The sequence below is a fragment of the Gordonia sp. IEGM753 genome (assembly GCF_050321825.1).
Lineage (GTDB): Bacteria > Pseudomonadota > Gammaproteobacteria > Pseudomonadales > Pseudomonadaceae > Aquipseudomonas.
The window spans coordinates 14375-32586 of the sequence record NZ_JBNQGB010000008.1 but is presented as its reverse complement, the minus strand read 5'-3'; the positions used below and the strand labels follow the sequence as shown (position 1 = coordinate 32586).

Genomic DNA, 18212 nt, shown 5'->3' with positions numbered 1-18212 from the left:
GCTTGCTCTGTTGAGTCGCGAAGCGGCACCAAAACCTGCAACCGCAATGCTTCAGACACACCGCGTTGCAGGGTTTACGACGGCTTCGCCGCCGAGCGGGGGCAAGCCCCCTCGCCACACAAGTCCGCTCTCTCAGGGGGGAATGTGTTTGTCAGAGAGGGAGAGTTGGCCTAACGTCGGCGTTATCTGCTGCTTTGCGACACAGGGGCCATCAATGCCGTCTAACGGACAACTTTCACTTGAGCGTTCTATTCCAGCTCTAACAGTGCTGCCTCGCGCGTTGTATGCACGTGCGGAAAGCCTGAACGCGGGATCGTGGACGCCGCCTCATTGCCACGATTGGGTGCAGTTTTCATACGCCATCAGCGGCGTTCTTGGCGTGCATACCGCTGAGGGCAGTTTCTTCGCGCCACCGCAGTGGGGGATCTGGATTCCGGCGGACGTAGAGCATCAAGTGGTGACGTCGATGCGTGCCGAGATGCGTAGCCTTTACGTGCGGCGCGAAGATTGTGCATGGGCCGAAAGCCGTTGTCGGGTACTGGAAGTCACGCCGCTGGCTCGGGAGTTGATCAAGAGTTTTTGCGCGCTGCCAGTAGAGTATCCGCAAGGCGACAGCCCGCAGGCGCGTTTGGTGAATGTTCTACTGGATCAGTTGGCGAATTTGCCGGAGGTCGGGTTTTCCCTGCCGTTGCCAAGGCATGCGCGGTTGCTGGGTTTGTGTAACGAACTGATCGAAAGCCCTGAGCGCAGCGTGACATTGCAGGAGTGGTCCAAGCGGCTGGGCACCTCGGAAAAGACCTTGATGCGATTGTTCCAGCGTGAAACCGGCCTGAGTTTCCGCGGCTGGCGCCAACGGATGCGCTTGCTGTCTTCGTTGAGTTTGCTGGAGGACGGCGACAGCGTGACCAATGCTGCGCTGTCATGCGGGTATGACTCTACCTCGGCGTTTATTGCAGCCTTCAAGGGCTTGTTCGGGTTTACTCCGGGCGATTTGTTCCGGCAGTAACCCCATCGCTGGCAGGCCAGCTCCCACAGGTATTGCAGTGCTCTTGCTGGGAAATAACAGGCCAGCGCCCCCAGGAGTTGCGGTGTTTTTGCTGGGGGCTAACAAGCCAGCCCCCCTAGCAATTGCAGTGCTCTTGCTGGGAAATAAAAGGCCAGCTCCCACAGGAGTTGCGGTGCTTTTTTTGGGAGCTAACAAGCCAGCTCCCACAGGTATTGCGGTGCTCTTGCTGGGAGCTAACAGGCCAGCTCCCCTAGCAATTGCAGTGCTCTTGCTGGGAAATAAAAGGCCAGCTCCCACAGGAGTTGCGGTGCTTTGCTGGGGGCTAACAGGCCAGCTCCCACAGGTATTGCAGTGCTCTTGCTGGGAGCTAACAAGCCAGCTCCCACAGCAATTGCAGTGCTGTTGTGGGAGCTGGCCTGCCAGCGATTGGCTGCGAAGCGGCCAGCCAGATATCGGATCAGGTTTTGAAGCGACGAACCAACCCGTCCAGCTCATTTGACAGCCCTGCCAGGCTCTGGGAATCAAGGCGTGCCGAGTTCGCGAGCTCTGCCACCAATTGCGCATCGCCGTGAATCTGGCTGATGTGCCGATTGATGTCTTCGGCGACTTGATGCTGTTCTTCCGCTGCCGTCGCTATCTGCGTATTCATGTCGCGAATCACATCCACCGACTCGCGAATTTGCCCAAAGCTGTTACGTGCTTCACCAATACGGCTGACCGATTGCTGAGACACTTCCAGGCTCGCGTGCATCTGCTGGGTCACCTGACTGGTGCGTTTGGCGAGGTTGCCGAGCAGGCCGTCAATTTCCGCCGTCGAGTCGGCAGTCCGTTTCGCCAGCGCACGCACCTCATCGGCAACCACTGCAAACCCGCGGCCCTGCTCACCGGCCCGCGCCGCTTCGATGGCCGCGTTCAGCGCCAGCAGGTTGGTTTGTTCGGCGATCGAACGAATGGTGCCCAGAATCGACTGGATATCGTTGCTGTCGCGCTCAAGCTGCTGCATCGATTGCGCCGACTGCTCGATTTCCTGGCTCAAGCGATCAACGCTGGTCACCGCTGCATCGATCTGCTGCTGACCTTCGCGTGCCTGACGCTGGCCGCTGTCAGCCGACTCTGCCGCTTGACTGCAGGAGCGGGCGACTTCGTTGGCGGTCGCCACCATTTCGTGGAACGCAGTAGACACCATGTCCACGGCTTCTCGCTGGCGCCCGGCGGCTTCGGCCATGTCGTTGGACACTTGGGTCGAGCTCTGGGAGGTTGCGAGGATCCTGCTGGCGGCGCCGCCGATGTTTTGAATAAGGCTGCGGATCGCCGCCAGAAACTGGTTGAACCAACTCGCCAGTTGCGCGGTTTCGTCACTGCCACGGATGTGCAGGTTCTTGGTCAGGTCGCCTTCGCCCTGGGCGATGCCTTCCAGGCCGCTCGCTACGCTTCTGATCGGGCGCACGATGAGGCTGGCAAAACTGGCGCCGACAATGGCGAAGAACACTGCCAACACGGTGGCAATAATCGCGATCAGCCAGGTCAACTGAGTGGCGGAACTCATCACCTCGGCTTGTTTGATCAAGCCAATAAAGGTCCAGCCCAGTTGCTCCGACGGCCAGACGTTGGCCATGTAGCGCTCGCCGTTCAGCTCGACTTCCACCAGCCCTTTACCTGCCTTGGCCAGTTGCGCGTAGCCGTCGCCGAGACCGTTCAATGCCTTGAAGTTATGCTCTGGCTGCTTGGGATCGACCAGGACCGTGCCGTTGTTTTCCACCAGCATCAGGTAGCCGGTTTCACCGAGTTTGATCTGTTTGACGATTTCGGTGAGCTGCTTCAACGAAACGTCGATGTTCACTACGCCGCCCTGAGCGCCCAACTGATTGGCGACCGCACGCACCGTACTCACCAGCACGGCATCGTCACCGGCCCAATAGTAAGCCTCGGTACGCAGGGTTTTGCCCGGGTTGGCCATGGCCGTTTTGTACCAAGGACGGGTGCGTGGATCGTAGTTGGACATTTTCGGGTCGCCCGGCCAAAACGCATAACCGCCACTGCTCAAACCGTAGGACACGTAAGAGTAGGCCGGGTGGCTGGCGGCGAGGCTGGCGAACAAGGCAAACAGCTGTTTGTCGACATCACTGTCCGGCAAGTCGGCGGCATTCGCGCTCACGCGACTTTTGACACTGGCGTCGGCGTTCTTCACCAACGGTTGCGCGGCCAGGTAATCGACGTTTTGGCTGATGCCGTCAAAGAACAACTGCATGGCGTTGCTGACCTGGCGAATTTCGCGACCACTGCCGTCGACAAAATTTTCCTTGGCATCACTGCGCAAGTTCAGCACAACCAGGGTGGCGACCAGCACCACGGGTAAGCAGGCGATGATTGCAAACGCCCAGGTCAACTTCTGTTTGATGTTCATCCGCGCTCCAGATTTTCTTGTAGGCCCACGCAGTGCAGATGACTCGCGGATTATTGGCAGCTGTAAACGTTGGTGATCAACCCGGCTCCTTGGGGTGACATCGTTTTTTTCTGTCGAAACGATTGCCGGAGAAATCAGTCCATGTCAGATGACTTCGGCTGATCGCGGGGGAAATTGAGTCCGGTCGTGAAAAAACCGGCGAAGGGTATGTTTCAAGGTGTCAGTTTCTGTCTTAAATGCCCGCATGAACCAACGACAACACATGGCGCAAGCTCGGCTATGATCTTGTTCGGCCACTCAGTGACGTCGTGTTTGCCGGTAATTTCGGCACATTGTGTGCATCTTGATGCTCATGACAGCGTTCATAGGTCGGCAACCCCTCCCACCAGCGAGTGGATTGCCGTATAACGAATGACTTTCGCGTGTTTGGTAATAAAGGACCCACAATAAAAGCTGATGAAGACTCCAAAACGCATTGAACCCCTGATCGAGGACGGTCTGGTCGACGAGGTGCTGCGCCCACTCATGAGTGGTAAAGAAGCAGCTGTTTATGTGGTGCGCTGCGGCAACGAGTTACGTTGCGCGAAGGTCTACAAGGAGGCGAATAAACGCAGTTTCCGTCAGGCGGCCGAGTATCAGGAAGGCCGCAAGGTGCGCAACAGCCGTCAGGCTCGTGCCATGGCGAAGGGCTCCAAGTTTGGCAAGAAAGAAACCGAAGACGCTTGGCAGAACGCTGAAGTGGCTGCGCTGTTCCGTCTGGCCGGCGCCGGTGTTCGAGTGCCTCAACCGTACGACTTCCTGGAAGGCGTGCTGCTGATGGAACTGGTGGCTGATGAGTATGGCGATGCCGCACCGCGTCTGAACGACGTGGTGCTAGAGCCAGATCAGGCGCGCGAATATCACGCGTTTTTGATTTCCCAGATCGTGCTGATGTTGTGTACCGGTCTGGTGCACGGTGACCTGTCCGAGTTCAACGTTTTGTTGACGCCGACCGGGCCTGTGATCATCGATCTGCCGCAAGCGGTGGATGCAGCGGGCAACAACCATGCGTTCAGCATGCTGGAACGGGACGTCGGCAACATGGCGTCCTACTTCGGGCGATTCGCGCCGGAGTTGAAAAAAACCCGGTACGCCAAGGAAATGTGGGCCTTGTACGAAGCCGGCACCTTGCACCCGGCCAGTGCCTTGACCGGTGAGTTCGATGAGCCGGAAGAGTTGGCCGATGTGGGCGGGATCATGCGCGAGATCGAGGCCGCACGCCTCGATGAAGAACGCAAGCAAGCGGTTCGCGCGGCAGACGACGCACCACCTGGTAAAACCGAAGAGCCGCCTCCGCCCTGGATGCAGTGATCGGTTAAAGAAAAACCCGGCTCCGGCCGGGTTTTTTGTCGATGTTTTTTTGGGGGACCGCGGCGTCAGACCAGACAATCCACATCGGCCATACACCCCCACACACAAGGACTGAATGTGAACATCTCCACGCGTAACGCCGGCCGATCATAGTGGCTCGTCTGATTTCGGACTTCGGCGCTTTTCTCAGCATGGTGAAAGGATTGGCAATCAGGCGTGAGCGGCTGGCTCGCAGCAGCCTGACTCCAGGCTCTTGAGAATCGGACAGTCGGGCCGGTGGTCGCCATGGCAATGTTCGACCAGGTCTTGCAGGGTGTCGCGCAACTGACCGAGTTCGCGGATCTTCTGGTTCAGCTCCTCGATGTGCTGCCGGGCCAGGGCTTTCACATCAGCGCTGGCCCGTTGGCGGTCTTGCCAAAGGGCCAGCAACTTGCCGACTTCCTCCAATGAAAATCCCAGGTCCCGCGAGCGTTTGATAAACGCCAGCGTGTGCAGGTCGTCATCGCTGTACAGCCGATAACCGCTGTCGGTGCGATGAGCAGCCTTGAGCAACCCGATGGACTCGTAGTAACGAATCATTTTCGCGCTCAGGCCACTGTGTCGGGCTGCTTGACCGATGTTCATTGGTCGTCCTCCAGGTCCTTGGGTTTCCAGGTTTTCAACAGTAGCGCATTGCTCACCACGCTGACGCTCGACAATGCCATTGCGGCGCCTGCCAGCACGGGGTTGAGGAAGCCAAACGCGGCCAGCGGAATGCCGATCAGGTTATAGACGAAGGCCCAAAACAGGTTCTGCCGAATCTTCGCATACGTCTTGCGGCTGATTTCCAGCGCTGCGGGCACCAGGCGTGGATCGCCGCGCATCAGGGTAATACCGGCGGCATGCATGGCCACGTCGGTGCCGCCGCCCATCGCAATGCCAATGTCTGCGGCCGCGAGGGCCGGCGCATCGTTGATGCCGTCGCCGACCATGGCCACCACACCGGTCTTCTTCAGTTGGCTAACGGTGGCGGCTTTGTCCGCTGGCAGCACTTCGGCATGCACGTCTTTGATGCCCAAGGCCTCGGCAACCACTTTGGCGCTGCCACGGTTGTCTCCTGTCAGCAGATGGCTGCTGATGTGGCGGGCATTGAGTTGTTGCACCGCTTGCAGCGCGCCTGGTTTAAGCGTGTCACCGAAGGCGAACAAGCCAAGCACTTTCGGTTCAGGACTTTGTTCGATCAGCCACGACAACGTCCGGCCTTCGGTTTCCCATGCGGTTGCCGAATCGGCGAGTTCACCTGCACTCAGGCCGCTCTCTTCCAACAACCGACGATTGCCCAGCGCCAGACGGCGACCGTCGAGCGTGCCGGCAATGCCGCGCCCGGTCAGCGATTGGCTGTCGACGACGTCGGGTACGGCCAAATTGCGCTCGGCACAGGCATCCAGTACAGCCTTCGCCAGTGGATGTTCGCTGCCGCGTTGCAAGGCGCCCGCGTGTTGCAACAGCGCCGCTTCGTCACCCTCGATGGCACTCAAGTGAGCAATGCGCGGGGCGCCCGAGGTCAGGGTTCCGGTTTTATCGAACACCACAGCGCTGACTTCATGAGCACGTTCCAGCGCCTCGGCATCCTTGATCAAAATACCGTAGCGCGCCGCGACACCGGTACCGGCCATGATGGCTGTGGGCGTCGCGAGACCCAACGCGCAGGGGCAGGCGATGACCAATACCGCAACGGCGTTGATCAATGCAGTTTCAATCGGCGCGCCGTACAGCCACCAGCCGATCAAAGTAGCGAATGCGATTACCAAAACGGTGGGCACAAACACCTGGCTGACCTTATCCACCAGTTTCTGGATTGGGGCTTTGGCGGCCTGAGCGTCTTCGACCAGCCGGATGATTCGGGCCAACACGGTCTCGGCGCCCAACGCCTGGGTACGAACCAGCAACCGGCCTTCACCGTTGATCGCGCCGCCGGTGACCTTGTCTCCGGGCTGTTTCGGTACCGGCAGACTTTCGCCGCTGATCAGGGCCTCGTCGGCGTGGCTCTGACCTTCAACGACTTCGCCATCGACCGGGAAGCGCTCGCCGGGTTTGACCATCACCAGATCATCGAGGCGCAGCGCACTGATGGCGACGTCTTGCTCGCGGCCGTCGATCACCTGAATGGCCCGTTCCGGACGCAACGCTTCCAGCGCGCGAATGGCGCTGGCGGTCTGGCGTTTGGCGCGGCTTTCCAGGTATTTGCCCAGCAGCACCAGTGCAATCACGACCGCTGACGCTTCAAAGTACAGATGCGGCATGCGCCCGGCAGCGGTTGCCCATTCGTATAGGCTCAAGCCGTAACCGGCACTGGTGCCCAGCGCTACCAACAGGTCCATGTTGCCGGCACCGGCGCGCACGGCTTTCCAGGCTGCGACATAAAAGCGTGCGCCAAAGATGAATTGCACGGGCGTGGCCAGCGCGAATTGCGCCCAGGCCGGTAGCATCCAGTGAATACCAAAAGGTTGCAGCAACATCGGCAGCACCAGCGGCAAGGCGAGCGCGATGGCCATGATCAAAATCCAGCGTTCACGGTGCAGGCGTTGCTGTTGAGTGTCGTTTGAGGGCTGCTGCGCTTGCCACACGCTGGCTGAATAGCCGGCCTTACTCACCGCCTCGATCAAGGTCTGTGGCTCGATTTTGCCGAGCAGTTCGAGATGAGCGCGCTCGTTGGCCAGGTTAACGCTGACGCTTTTAACGCCCGCTACCTTGCTCAATGCTCGTTCGACCCGGCCCACGCAACTGGCGCAGGTCATGCCTTCGATGCTCAGTTCCAGCGTCTGCTGTGGCACGCTGTAACCCGCCTGATGCACCGCGTCCATCAGCGCCGGCAAGCTGTCGCTGGGCGCCTGAACGCGAGCTTGCTCGGTCGCCAGATTGACGCTGACGGCCGTGGCGCCGATGACTTTGCTCAAGGCACGCTCGACACGCCCGGCGCAACTGGCGCAGGTCATGCCGGCAATCGGCAGATCGAATGTAGTGGATTCAGACATCGGTCACGCTCCCTGTAGTGAATGCCTACAGGATCAACCTTGCCACGCTGGCAAGGTCAAGCGCCATGTCAATATTCGAGTGCCGCAGGCTTGAGGTACATCCCTTCCTGGGTCATTGCGATGCGGAACTTCAACACATCGCCGGCCCTGAGCGTGATGTTCTGCGAGCCCGGAGCCAGCATGCCCGGGTTGCAACCTGGCGCCTGGCCCGGGAGCAATTTCAGCCGAAGCGACACATTGCCCGGCGGCAGGTTGAACGATGTGCTCTGTTCCTGAAACAACCTGGCCGACAGTTGATCCTGAATGTACACACCAATCTCGCAATTGGTCGACACCTCGAGACGCTCGCGGGAAATGATCAACACACCATAATCCTCCCCAGTGGCATTGGCCGAGGGCATGGCGGCGAAAAGGCTGAGGAAGCCAAACAGGCTGAGAGCTGACCAGCGCATGGCTGAATCTCCTGATGTCGAGTCATTAATGCGCTCAGCTTGGCCGAGCGCGACGCCGAATGCCAGCCCGGCAGCTTATTTCAGAACTTGACCTTGCCACGATGGCAAGCTTGAGACTGCTGCTAACTGATGAAACATCCTCAACAAGGAGTCATTCCATGCAAGTGTTCAACGTTCAAGGCATGTCGTGCGGTCACTGCGTCAAAACCATCACCCAGGCCCTGCAAGGCAAGGATCCGGCTGCCAGCGTGCGGGTCGATCTGGCAGCAAGGGAAGTCGGAGTCGAAAGCGCTTTGACGCCTGAGCAGGTGATCGAAACGATCACTGAAGCGGGCTACGAAACCAAAGTTGCCTAGCGTTTCTGATAGTTAGCGAGCTATCGGAATGTTCAAGGCGTTCATGCGCGGCTAGACTGTCGGGCTGCCGACTCTGTTCCTGGATGCCTGATGAACTTGCGCACTATTTTAATTCTCGGCGCTTTGAGCGCTTTTGGTCCGTTGGCGATAGATTTCTATCTGCCTGCTTTTCCGGCCATGGCGCTCGCTTTCGGCACTGATGAGCAACACGTACAACTGACACTCGCGGCCTATTTTTTGGGCCTCTCTATTGGCCAATTGGCCTACGGTCCGGTCGCGGATCGCTTTGGCCGGCGCATTCCGTTGCTGGTCGGCGTCGGGTTGTTCACCGCGGCCTCCCTGGCCTGTGCCTTTGCACCTAACCTTGAGTGGCTCATCGGCGCGCGGTTTATCCAGGCGTTAGGAGGTTGCTCGGGTATGGTCATTTCGCGGGCGATCGTCAGCGACAAATGCGATACGGTGGGCGCCGCGAAAGTCTTTTCGCAACTGATGCTGGTCATGGGCCTGGCGCCGATTCTGGCGCCCATGTTAGGTGGTCTGCTGGTCAATACCTTGGGCTGGCAGTCGATATTCGTTGCGCTGACCTGTTTCAGTGCCCTGGCGGGATTGGCTGTTGCATTGGGGTTGCCAGAAAGCATGCCCGCGCATTTGCCACGCCAACCGTTGTCGGGATCGCTGCGCCAGTACGGCCGATTGCTGACGGACCCCATTTTCCTTGGCTACGCCTTTACGGGCGGCATTGCCATCGCCGGCATGTTTTCTTACATAGCGGGTTCGCCGTTCGTCTTCATCAAGCTATATGGCGTGCCCGCCGAGCATTTCGGCTGGTTGTTCGGACTCAATGCGGTGGGATTCATCCTGACGGCGCAAATTAATGCGCGACTGCTGGCCAAGCGTGGCCCGGCGTTTTTGCTGGCGCGTGCGATGTGGGTCTATCTGGGTGCCGGCCTGGCACTGCTCGCCGTCAGTTCGCTGCACACCACGCAACTTTGGCCCCTGTTGATTCCGTTATTTGTCTGTATTTCCAGTTTGGGCTGCATTCTGCCCAACACGTCGGCTTGCGCCATGAGCGGGCAGGGTGCTCGCGCAGGCAGTGCATCGGCGATGCTCGGCTTCTTGCAATACAGTGTGGCCGCGGGGGCCGCAGCGCTGGTCGGGATTTTGCACGATGGCAGCGCAATGCCGATGGCCATGGTCATCAGCTTGTGCGCCATTCTGGTGGTGAGCGTTGGGTTGTTCACCCAGCGTTTACAAAGGGCCCGGACATTGGCAAACGCCCAGGTCTGAAACGGTTCAGCCTGCGGAGCGTTGCTGATCGAAAATTGTGTGCGGGGCTTGCAGTCGCGCCTCAAGGGTGCGGGTGAAGGCGCGAGCTTCCGCTTCGCTGCGAAACGTTACTGCGTGTTGGTCCAGGCGGACCTGCCACTGGGATTTTGCCATTTCTTTTATCAGGATCTTCATTGCTGACCTCCTCAATTAAAAGACTGCATCGCAGAGGCCACGATTGTAGACCCGAATGCGATCGCAATTGTGACAAGGGTCAACCTTCTGACTGACGGCAAAAAATCGCAGGCTGCGTCACCCGCCTGCGATTTTTTTATGGGTGCCTAGAACCCTTCTAGCACGATCTTGCCCTTTGATTTACCGCTTTCCAGCAGCTCATGGGCACGCCGCAGGTTACTGGCATTGATAGTGCCGAAGTGTTCGCCGACTGTGGTTTTCAGGGTGCCAGCGTCGATCAGCTCCGCAACGCGGTTAAGCAGTTTGTGCTGCTCGATCATGTCAGCGGTTTCAAACAGCGAGCGGGTGTACATGAACTCCCAGTGCAACGACAGGCTCTTGCGCTTGAGTTTAGTTATATCCAGTGCTTTTGGATCATCGATCAATGCCAATTTGCCCTGTGGCGCCAATGCTTCGACCAGTTGATCCAGGTGCTCATCGGTTTGGGTCAGGCTGGCGACGTGCGTCACCTGCGCGATACCTGCACGCTTGAGTTCTTCACTCAGCGGTTGGCTGTGGTCGATGACCAGGTCGGCGCCCAGTTCACGTACCCAACGTTGGGTTTGCGGGCGCGAAGCCGTGCCAATGACTTTCAGCCCGGTAAGCTGGCTGGCCAATTGCGTGAGGATAGAACCGACGCCGCCGGCCGCGCCGACAATCAGCAGGCTTTGTGCCTCGTCGGTTTGGCCTTTGCGCACTTGCAGGCGTTCGAACAGCAGTTCCCATGCGGTGATGGCGGTCAGCGGCAGCGCGGCGGCGTCGGCAAAACCGAGGGTTTTCGGCATATGGCCGACAATCCGTTCATCCACGACATGCAGCTCGCTGTTGCCGCCGGCGCGAGCGATGGAGCCGGCATAAAACACCTTGTCTCCAGCCTTGAACAAGGTGACTTCGCTGCCGACGGACTTGACCACCCCGGCCACGTCCCAACCCAGTACCTTCGCCGCGCCAGCTTCGGGCTGGACGTTCTGCCGAACCTTGGTATCGACGGGGTTGACCGAGATGGCTTTGACTTCCACCAGCAGGTCGCGCGGGCCGGCGACCGGTTCCGGCAGTTCAATGTCTTGCAGGGAGTTTGCGTCACTGATTGGCAAAGAGGCGTAGTAAGCAATGGCTTTCATAGTGGGTTCCAGAACAGTCATTAAAGAAAAGATCAGACCAGGGAGCGCAGGCGCTTGAGGTCGAAGTGTTCGAGCAAGTCACCAGCCTTGGCCCGAAAGTTCTGGATATGGGCGCTGGCGTCATGCGCTTGCAGAGCTTCGTCGCTGCTCCAGTGTTCGATCATGTAAAAGGCATGAGGGTTGGCAAGGTCTTGATGCAGGTCATATTGACCACAACCGGCTTCGGCGCGAGTCGGTTCCAGCAAGGCGCGCAGTTGCAGTTCAAGAGCGTCTTGTTGACCGGTTTTGGCGATCAGAGTGGCAATGGCGGTAAAAGGCTGGGACATGGTCGACTCCGGGAGCGATTGATTTCGATGGGGTAGATGATTAGCTATTTCTCTGCAAGATAAAACCCGCTAAAAGAGCAGTCTCTTTCAATATTTTTTTGATAATAGGGGCTGAAATGCTGCGTTTCGATGATCTGCAATTATTCGTTCGGGCTGCAGACCTTGGCAGTCTGTCGGCCGCCGCGCGGGTCATGGACATGTCGCCAGCGGTTGCCAGCGCCGCGTTGAAACGTATCGAACTACAACTCGGCGCTCGCTTGCTGGCCCGCTCCACCCGCAGCCTGCGTTTGACAGCAGAAGGTGAGGGGTTTCTTGAGTACGCGCGCGCGGCGCTCAGTAACCTCGATGAGGGACGGCGTTTGCTGGCCAGCGGACAGGATCAGGTGAGCGGGGTTCTGCAACTGTCGGCGCCATCGGACTTCGGGCGCAACTTGCTACTGCCCTGGCTGGATGAGTTTCAGCGCGAGCACCCAAAACTCACGGTGCGTTTGCTGCTCGGCGACCGCATCGCCGATCTCTTCCGACAGCCGGTGGACATTGCGCTGCGCTATGGCGAGCCGGAAGATTCAACCCTGGTGGCGTTGCCCATTGCCCCGCAAAACCGGCGTGTGCTGTGCGCTGCGCCGGCTTATTTGGCCAAGCACGGCGAACCGCGGCACCTGGAGCAACTGGCGCAGCACAATTGTTTATTGTTCATGCTGGGTAGCCGGGTCCATGATCACTGGAGCTTTCATGACGGTAAGCGCGAGGTCAGCCTGACGGTGAGCGGCGATCGCTTCAGCGACGATGCCGATGTAGTTCGCCTATGGGCGGTGGCGGGCGCTGGGATAGCCTACAAATCCTGGCTCGATGTTGGTGCCGATGTGCTGGCCGGGCGTTTGAAAGTGCTGATGCCAGAACTGCTGTGTGAGCGGGCACCGCTGAATCTGCTGTGCGCTCATCGCGCACAACTGAGTAAGCCGGTAAACCTTTTGCGAGAGATGCTTGCCGGTCGATGCGCTCAATTAAGCAGGCAATATCCATCATGGGCGGGCGAGGATCATTAGTCGCAGGCAAATAAAGAAATTTCCCTCAGGAACTGTCACCCGCAATGGATTCTGGACGGCAGGCACCTTTGTTCAACACGCTTATACTGCGCTCGCTTCAAGTGCGCACCGTTGCGGGGCAATCTCCACGCTTTGGGCGAGGACACATTACTGGTCTGGATGTCCGTGAGCAGTAGACGAATTGATTCAACAGGGAGTGAATACATGGAACATGCACCTTGCATCAGCCAGATCGCCACATTACTGGCTGACCCAAAGCGCAGCGCAATGATGTGGGCCTTGATGGACGGCTCGGCACGCCAGGCCGAAGAGCTGGCATTACTGGCCGGCCTTTCGCCGTCGTCGGCCAGCGCACACTTGGGGCGTTTGTCCGCAGGAGGTTTGTTGAAAGTGGAAATCCGCGCGCGTAAGCGGTTCTTCCGGATTGCCGCTCCCGAGGTCGGCGCTGCGATAGTGGCGTTGGCCAGCGCCACGCTGGCTAGCACACCCAGAAATATACCCACCGTGCTCGAACGCAAAATGCCCACCACGCAGCGCCCTGCAGCTCCTTCGTCACTCTTGTGTGCACGGCTTTGTGACGATCACCTGGGCGGCACGCTGGCCGCAGACCTGTATCAGCGTCTACTGGAGGCGGGCTGGATAGAGCAGTTCGATAAGCGAGTGTCTATCACTCACAAGGGCGCCACGCGATTGGCAGCGCGCGGGGTATTCGTGCAGGCACTGGCGCGCAGCAACAGCAATGCCGCATGCGCGTGCCCTGACTGGAGTGAGCGCCGCCCACACATGGGCGGCACTTTGGGTGCGGCGCTGTTACAACTGTTCATGCAATCTGGGTGGTTAACCCTGCAGATTGATTCACGAGCGTTGCAGGTCACACCGACAGGCCAGCGAGAAATCCATCTGTTTGCTAAACAGAACGAACTCGAAATGGCCCTCTAGAGCGGTTTGCAGGTGGCGTCCGGAACCTAGCGTTCCGGACGTTGCGCCGTTTACGGTTTGATCAACCGCGCATCCAGGCTGTTCTGCGCCAAGCGCTTTGCCTGATCCTGGGTCATGCCCAGGTCGGTGTAGAGCGCGTGGAAGTTCTCGGTCACGTAACCGCCGAAATACGCTGGATCGTCGGAGTTCACGGTCACTTTTACGCCGCGCTCGAGCATGTCGAGAATGTTGTGCTGCGACATGTGATCAAACACGCAGAGCTTGGTGTTCGACAGCGGGCACACGGTGAGCGGGATCTGCTCATCGATGATCCGCTGCATCAAGCGCTCGTCTTCAATGGCGCGCACGCCATGGTCGATGCGCTGGATTTTCAGCAGGTCTAGCGCTTCCCAGATGTACTCGGGCGGACCTTCTTCACCGGCGTGAGCGACCGTCAGAAAGCCTTCGTGACGGGCACGATCAAACACTCGCTGGAACTTGCTTGGCGGGTGTCCCATCTCCGAACTGTCGAGGCCGACGGCGACAAATGCATCGCGGAACGGCAACGCCTGGTCGAGGGTTTTCTCAGCTTCTTCTTCGCTCAAATGGCGCAGGAAGCTGAGGATCAAACCGCTGGTGATACCCAGTTGTTGTTCACCATCCTTCAGCGCGGCGGCAATGCCGTTAAGCACCACTTCGAACGGTACGCCACGGTCGGTGTGCGTTTGTGGGTCGAAGAACGGTTCGGTGTGAATCACGTTCTGCGCCTTGCAGCGCAACAGATAAGCCCAGGTCAGGTCGTAGAAGTCCTGAGAGGTGCGCAGTACATCAGCACCTTTGTAGTACAGGTCGAGAAACTCTTGCAGGTTGTTGAAGGCATAGGCTTTGCGCAGGGTGTCGACATCGTTCCACGGCAGGGCGATTTTATTGCGCTCGGCCAGGGCGAACATCAGCTCAGGCTCCAGCGAGCCTTCCAGGTGCAGGTGCAGTTCTGCCTTGGGCAGGGCGTTCAGCCAATCGTACATTGTTGAAAATCTCATCAGGTGCAATGGCGGCATTCTACAGGTGCTCGCCGCAACAATTGGTAAAACCTGACCAGCAGGTTCATCCCATGGCTTCCTGCTCTCGTCGGTAAGCGTAGGTATCGGAGAAGCGTGAAAGCAGAAATTCGGCGCAGGTAGTGGCCGGGTACTTTGCCGGGTGCAGTTGATCCTGACAGCCGGGAAGGCATTCGATGCGTGTGTCGGGGTGCGGCTCGGCGAAGAACGGCATCGAGTAGCGGTCTACGCCCAACGGGCTGATCACCCGGTGCGGCGTCGACAGGTAACGGTCGTTGCTCCAGCGCGCCATCATGTCACCGAGGTTCACCACAAATGTGCCTTCGATGGGCGGCGCGTCAATCCATTCGCCGTTGACGTTTCGTACCTGCAGGCCGCCGGTAGCGTCTTGATACAACAGGGTGATGCAGCCGTAATCGGTGTGAGCACCGGCGCCTTGTTGCTCTGCGGAGCTTGCGGTGTGGCGCGGCGGGTAATGGATCATTCGCAGAACGCTCACCGGTTGATTGAAGCGAGTATCGAAAAAGTCGCGCTCAATGTTCAGTGCCAGCGTCATGGCGCGCAACAAGGTTTGCGCCAAGGCCTGCATGTCGACGTAATGCTGTTCCATCAACGACACCCAGCCCGTCATTGCGGGATGGCGGTTGGGGCCGCGCAACGGCTTTTGCGCCAAGACGTCTGGGTGATCGGCCGGCAAATGCAGGCCCATGTCGAAGGTCTCTTTCAGGTCGCTGGGTTTGCCGGGGTCCAGTTGTTCGGTGGCGATAGCGCCATAGCCTCTGTGGTGTCGGGTTTGGGTGATGTCGATCTTCAGCTTTTCGGTGGCAGGCAGGGCGAAGAAGCGCTTGGCGTTATCGAGCACCGCGTCAATGCGTGAGGTGCTGATCGGATGACCCTTGATGTAGAAAAAGCCCCACTCGCGACAGGCGCGGTCGATTTGGCTGGCGACGAATTGCAAAGCGCTCGGGTCGTCGCTGTAGAGCGGTGCAATGTCGATGATCGGGAGCTGGTTCATGCGCAGTCCTTACAAACGCTGAAAGTCTAATGTGGGAACGGGCAAACCCGCTCCCGCAATGGCTGTGTGTTGGCTGGGGAGTTACTTCGGTATGTCGGCCTTCATGCCTTCGACGTAGTAATTCATCGACGCCAGTTCTGCATTGCTCGCCGTTATGCCCGCTGCAATTTTCTCGACACCGGCCTGATCCTTGATCGGCCCGGTGAACGGGTGGAAGGCGCCGCTCTTGATGTCCGCGATGATCTGCAAGGCTTCGGCTTTTACCGGCGCGGGCACCAGATCGCTGATCGGCAACTCAACCGTGCCTTCTTTCAAGCCACCCCAGTAATCCTGCGATTTCCACGTGTGGTCGAGCACGCTCTGGGTGGCCTGAATGTAGTGCGGCCCCCAGTCGTTGACGATCGATGTGAGTACCGCTTTCGGACCAAAGTGCGCCATGTCCGATGCGTAGCCTACGGCATACACGCCGCGACGTTCAGCAGCCTGGATCGGCGCCGGGCTGTCGGTGTGCTGGAACACGACGTCAACGCCTTGGTCGATCAGCGCGTTGGCCGCATCGGCTTCTTTGCCGGGATCGAACCAGGAGTTGACCCACACCACTTTGATCTCGGTGCCTGGGTTGTACTTATTCAAGGCCAGTTGAATGGCGTTGATGTCGCGGATCACTTCCGGGATCGGGAAAGACGCGACATAGCCGATTTTTTTAGTCTTGGTCATCTTCGCCGCGAGGAAACCACTGACGTAACGCCCTTCATAAGTGCGTGCCAGGTAAGTGCCCAGGTTCTTGTCCTGCTTGTAGCCGGTGGCGTGCTCGAACGTCACTTTCGGAAATTGCTTGGCGACCTTGAGCGTCGGGTTCATGTAGCCAAACGAGGTGGTGAAAATCAGGTCGTAGTTGTCCTTGGCCATGTTGCGGATCACCCGCTCGGCGTCGGCGCCTTCAGCGACGTTCTCTACGTAGTTGGTGGTGATCTGGTCGCCAAACTTCTCGGCCAGCACCTTGCGCCCTTGTTCATGCTGATACGTCCAGCCGTGGTCGCCGATCGGGCCGATATAGACGAAGCCGACTTTCAGCGGGTCGGCAGCACTGGCGGTCAGGCTGGCGCTCAGACCAATGGCTGCGGCGACGGCGCAAAGCAGCTTCTTCAACGGACGTTTGTGCATGAATTCGAACTCCATGTTGTTTGAGGTTTGCAAGGCCAATGCAAATTGCTGACCAACAAGACAACAAACCAGGTGATCGCGGGATTTGTGCAGGTTGAGGGGCGCCATTGCTGGCAAGGCAGCTCTAACAGGGGCGCGGTGATTTGATTTTTGTAGGCGCTGGCTAGTCAGCGATGGCGCACCGCGGTGCACCGATGCATCTGCCTGCTTGCGACTGGTGCGCTAAGGTGTAACGAAACGTTAGCGCCGCTCCGCAGTCAGTAGCTCATCGCTCTGATTTCGCTCCACTCGGCAAAAAGGCCTGCAATGCTCACACTTATCAAGCAAGAAAGTTTTCTGTTGCTGGCCGTGCTCGCCGCCGTCGTCGCCTACCCGCTGGAGCCCTGGATGCTGCACAGCGGCCAGCCCATCGCGTTGGCCGCCGGGCTGGTGCTGATCGCCTTCATCGTCGCCGCCTCGATGCGCGTGGCGCATCACGCCGAACTGCTCGCCGAAAAAGTCGGCGATCCCTACGGCACGATGATCCTGACCCTGGCTGCGGTACTGGTTGAGGTGGTGATCCTGGCAATCATGATGAGGAACGAGGCCTCGCCGACGCTGGTGCGCGACACGATTTATTCGGCCGTGATGCTCGACATCAACGGCATCCTTGGCCTGGCAGCATTGATGGGCGGCATCAAACACGGCGAACAGTCCTACAACGACGACTCGGCGCGCAGCTACAGCGTGATGATCCTCACCGCCATGGGCGTTTCGATGGTGGTGCCGGAGTTTATTCCCGAGGTGCACTGGAAGGTTTATTCAGGTTTCACGATCGGCGCGATGATGGTGCTTTACGCATTGTTCCTGCGGATGCAGGTCGGCCCGCACAGTTACTTTTTCAGTTACAGCTACCCGCAAAAACGCCGCAAAAAACTCCCGGAGCAAGCGCCTGATCCGGTCAATCTCGGGCTGAGTATTGCAACTTTGGTGTTTGGTGTTGTGGTGATTGGCGCACTGGCCGAGGTGATGTCCAAGACGCTGGATCTGGGCCTGGAAGGGACGGGCGCACCGCCGGTGATCACTGCGATTCTGGTGGCGGCGATTTCGGCGGCGCCGGAAATTTTGACCGCATTACGCGCAGCATTGGCCAACCGCATGCAATCGGTGGTGAACATCGCCATGGGCGCATCGTTGTCGACGGTGATCCTGACCGTGCCCGTGATGGAGGCGATGGCGCTGTACACGGGGCAGCCATTTCAGATGGCAATGACGCCCGTGCAAACGGTGATGGTTTTCCTGACCTTGCTGGTCAGTGCGATCAACCTCAACGATGGCGAAACCAACGCCATCGAAGGGATGACCCACTTTGTGCTGTTTGCGACGTTCATCATGTTGTCGTTGTTGGGACTCTGAGCCCAACACACAAGACCTGTGGGAGCGGGCGGCTCGCGAAGGCGACGTGTCATGCAACATTAATGTCGACTGACACTCTTTTTTCGC

17 protein-coding genes are annotated in these 18212 nt (G+C 58.7%); 7 read left to right on the top strand and 10 right to left on the bottom strand.

Annotated elements, in window-relative coordinates:
- Window positions 1-214: 214 nt before the first annotated feature.
- Complete coding sequence (locus tag ACQR3R_RS27410) at window positions 215-1006, top strand: helix-turn-helix domain-containing protein (RefSeq protein ID WP_428277289.1); 792 nt, start codon at window positions 215-217, stop codon at window positions 1004-1006.
- Between the two features lie 457 nt (window positions 1007-1463).
- On the opposite strand, the gene ACQR3R_RS27405 is transcribed toward ACQR3R_RS27410, so the two are convergent.
- Window positions 1464-3410: a methyl-accepting chemotaxis protein gene (locus ACQR3R_RS27405; RefSeq protein WP_428277287.1), complete on the bottom strand. Its 1947-nt coding sequence runs from the start codon at window positions 3408-3410 to the stop codon at window positions 1464-1466.
- A gap of 456 nt (window positions 3411-3866) precedes the next feature.
- On the opposite strand from ACQR3R_RS27405, the gene ACQR3R_RS27400 reads away from it, so the two are divergent.
- Window positions 3867-4760, top strand: coding sequence for a PA4780 family RIO1-like protein kinase (locus ACQR3R_RS27400; RefSeq protein WP_428277285.1), 894 nt, complete (start codon window positions 3867-3869; stop codon window positions 4758-4760).
- Between the two features lie 210 nt (window positions 4761-4970).
- On the opposite strand, the gene cueR is transcribed toward ACQR3R_RS27400, so the two are convergent.
- The 3 genes from cueR to ACQR3R_RS27385 all read right to left on the bottom strand — a co-directional run bounded on the left by cueR (window position 4971) and on the right by ACQR3R_RS27385 (window position 8226).
- Window positions 4971-5384: a Cu(I)-responsive transcriptional regulator gene (cueR, locus tag ACQR3R_RS27395; RefSeq protein WP_428277283.1), complete on the bottom strand. Its 414-nt coding sequence runs from the start codon at window positions 5382-5384 to the stop codon at window positions 4971-4973.
- On the bottom strand, window positions 5381-7774 hold the full coding sequence (locus tag ACQR3R_RS27390) for a heavy metal translocating P-type ATPase (protein ID WP_428277281.1): 2394 nt from the start codon (window positions 7772-7774) through the stop codon (window positions 5381-5383). Before ACQR3R_RS27390 ends, cueR begins: the two co-directional genes overlap by 4 nt.
- 68 nt (window positions 7775-7842) lie before the next feature.
- A complete protein-coding gene (locus ACQR3R_RS27385; RefSeq protein WP_428277279.1) occupies window positions 7843-8226 on the bottom strand; it encodes a hypothetical protein in 384 nt (127 codons plus the stop codon).
- Between the two features lie 158 nt (window positions 8227-8384).
- On the opposite strand from ACQR3R_RS27385, the gene ACQR3R_RS27380 reads away from it, so the two are divergent.
- Window positions 8385-8582, top strand: coding sequence for a cation transporter (locus ACQR3R_RS27380; protein WP_428277277.1), 198 nt, complete (start codon window positions 8385-8387; stop codon window positions 8580-8582).
- A gap of 90 nt (window positions 8583-8672) precedes the next feature.
- Window positions 8673-9869 (top strand): Bcr/CflA family efflux MFS transporter, encoded by a 1197-nt coding sequence (locus tag ACQR3R_RS27375; protein WP_428277275.1) that lies wholly within the window; start codon window positions 8673-8675, stop codon window positions 9867-9869.
- A 6-nt stretch (window positions 9870-9875) separates the two neighbouring features.
- Here ACQR3R_RS27375 and ACQR3R_RS27370 read toward each other — a convergent pair whose 3' ends face one another.
- From ACQR3R_RS27370 to ACQR3R_RS27360, 3 genes are all read right to left on the bottom strand, one after another.
- Window positions 9876-10043 carry a hypothetical protein gene (locus tag ACQR3R_RS27370; RefSeq protein WP_428277273.1) on the bottom strand — a complete coding sequence of 56 codons (168 nt, stop codon included), beginning with the start codon at window positions 10041-10043 and terminating at the stop codon, window positions 9876-9878.
- A 146-nt stretch (window positions 10044-10189) separates the two neighbouring features.
- Window positions 10190-11203, bottom strand: a complete 1014-nt coding sequence (locus ACQR3R_RS27365) for a zinc-binding alcohol dehydrogenase family protein (RefSeq protein ID WP_428277271.1) — start codon at window positions 11201-11203, stop codon at window positions 10190-10192.
- Window positions 11204-11235: 32 nt separating this feature from the next.
- A complete protein-coding gene (locus ACQR3R_RS27360; protein ID WP_428277269.1) occupies window positions 11236-11529 on the bottom strand; it encodes an antibiotic biosynthesis monooxygenase in 294 nt (97 codons plus the stop codon).
- A gap of 116 nt (window positions 11530-11645) precedes the next feature.
- On the opposite strand from ACQR3R_RS27360, the gene ACQR3R_RS27355 reads away from it, so the two are divergent.
- A complete protein-coding gene (locus tag ACQR3R_RS27355) occupies window positions 11646-12575 on the top strand; it encodes a LysR substrate-binding domain-containing protein (RefSeq protein ID WP_428277267.1) in 930 nt (309 codons plus the stop codon).
- A gap of 204 nt (window positions 12576-12779) precedes the next feature.
- Window positions 12780-13514, top strand: coding sequence for an ArsR/SmtB family transcription factor (locus tag ACQR3R_RS27350; RefSeq protein ID WP_428277265.1), 735 nt, complete (start codon window positions 12780-12782; stop codon window positions 13512-13514).
- A gap of 50 nt (window positions 13515-13564) precedes the next feature.
- Here the strand turns inward: ACQR3R_RS27350 and ACQR3R_RS27345 are convergent, their stop codons facing one another.
- The 3 genes from ACQR3R_RS27345 to ACQR3R_RS27335 form a co-directional block, all read right to left on the bottom strand.
- Window positions 13565-14518, bottom strand: a complete 954-nt coding sequence (locus ACQR3R_RS27345) for an adenosine deaminase (RefSeq protein WP_428277263.1) — start codon at window positions 14516-14518, stop codon at window positions 13565-13567.
- 79 nt (window positions 14519-14597) lie between these two features.
- On the bottom strand, window positions 14598-15566 hold the full coding sequence (locus ACQR3R_RS27340) for a 2-oxoglutarate and iron-dependent oxygenase domain-containing protein (protein WP_428277261.1): 969 nt from the start codon (window positions 15564-15566) through the stop codon (window positions 14598-14600).
- Window positions 15567-15647: 81 nt separating this feature from the next.
- Window positions 15648-16730: a BMP family ABC transporter substrate-binding protein gene (locus ACQR3R_RS27335; RefSeq protein WP_428277259.1), complete on the bottom strand. Its 1083-nt coding sequence runs from the start codon at window positions 16728-16730 to the stop codon at window positions 15648-15650.
- 306 nt (window positions 16731-17036) lie between these two features.
- Here ACQR3R_RS27335 and ACQR3R_RS27330 point away from each other — a divergent pair, with 306 nt between their 5' ends.
- Entirely contained in the window at window positions 17037-18125 is a 1089-nt protein-coding gene (locus tag ACQR3R_RS27330; RefSeq protein WP_428277257.1) for a calcium:proton antiporter, read from the top strand.
- Window positions 18126-18212: the final 87 nt, after the last annotated feature.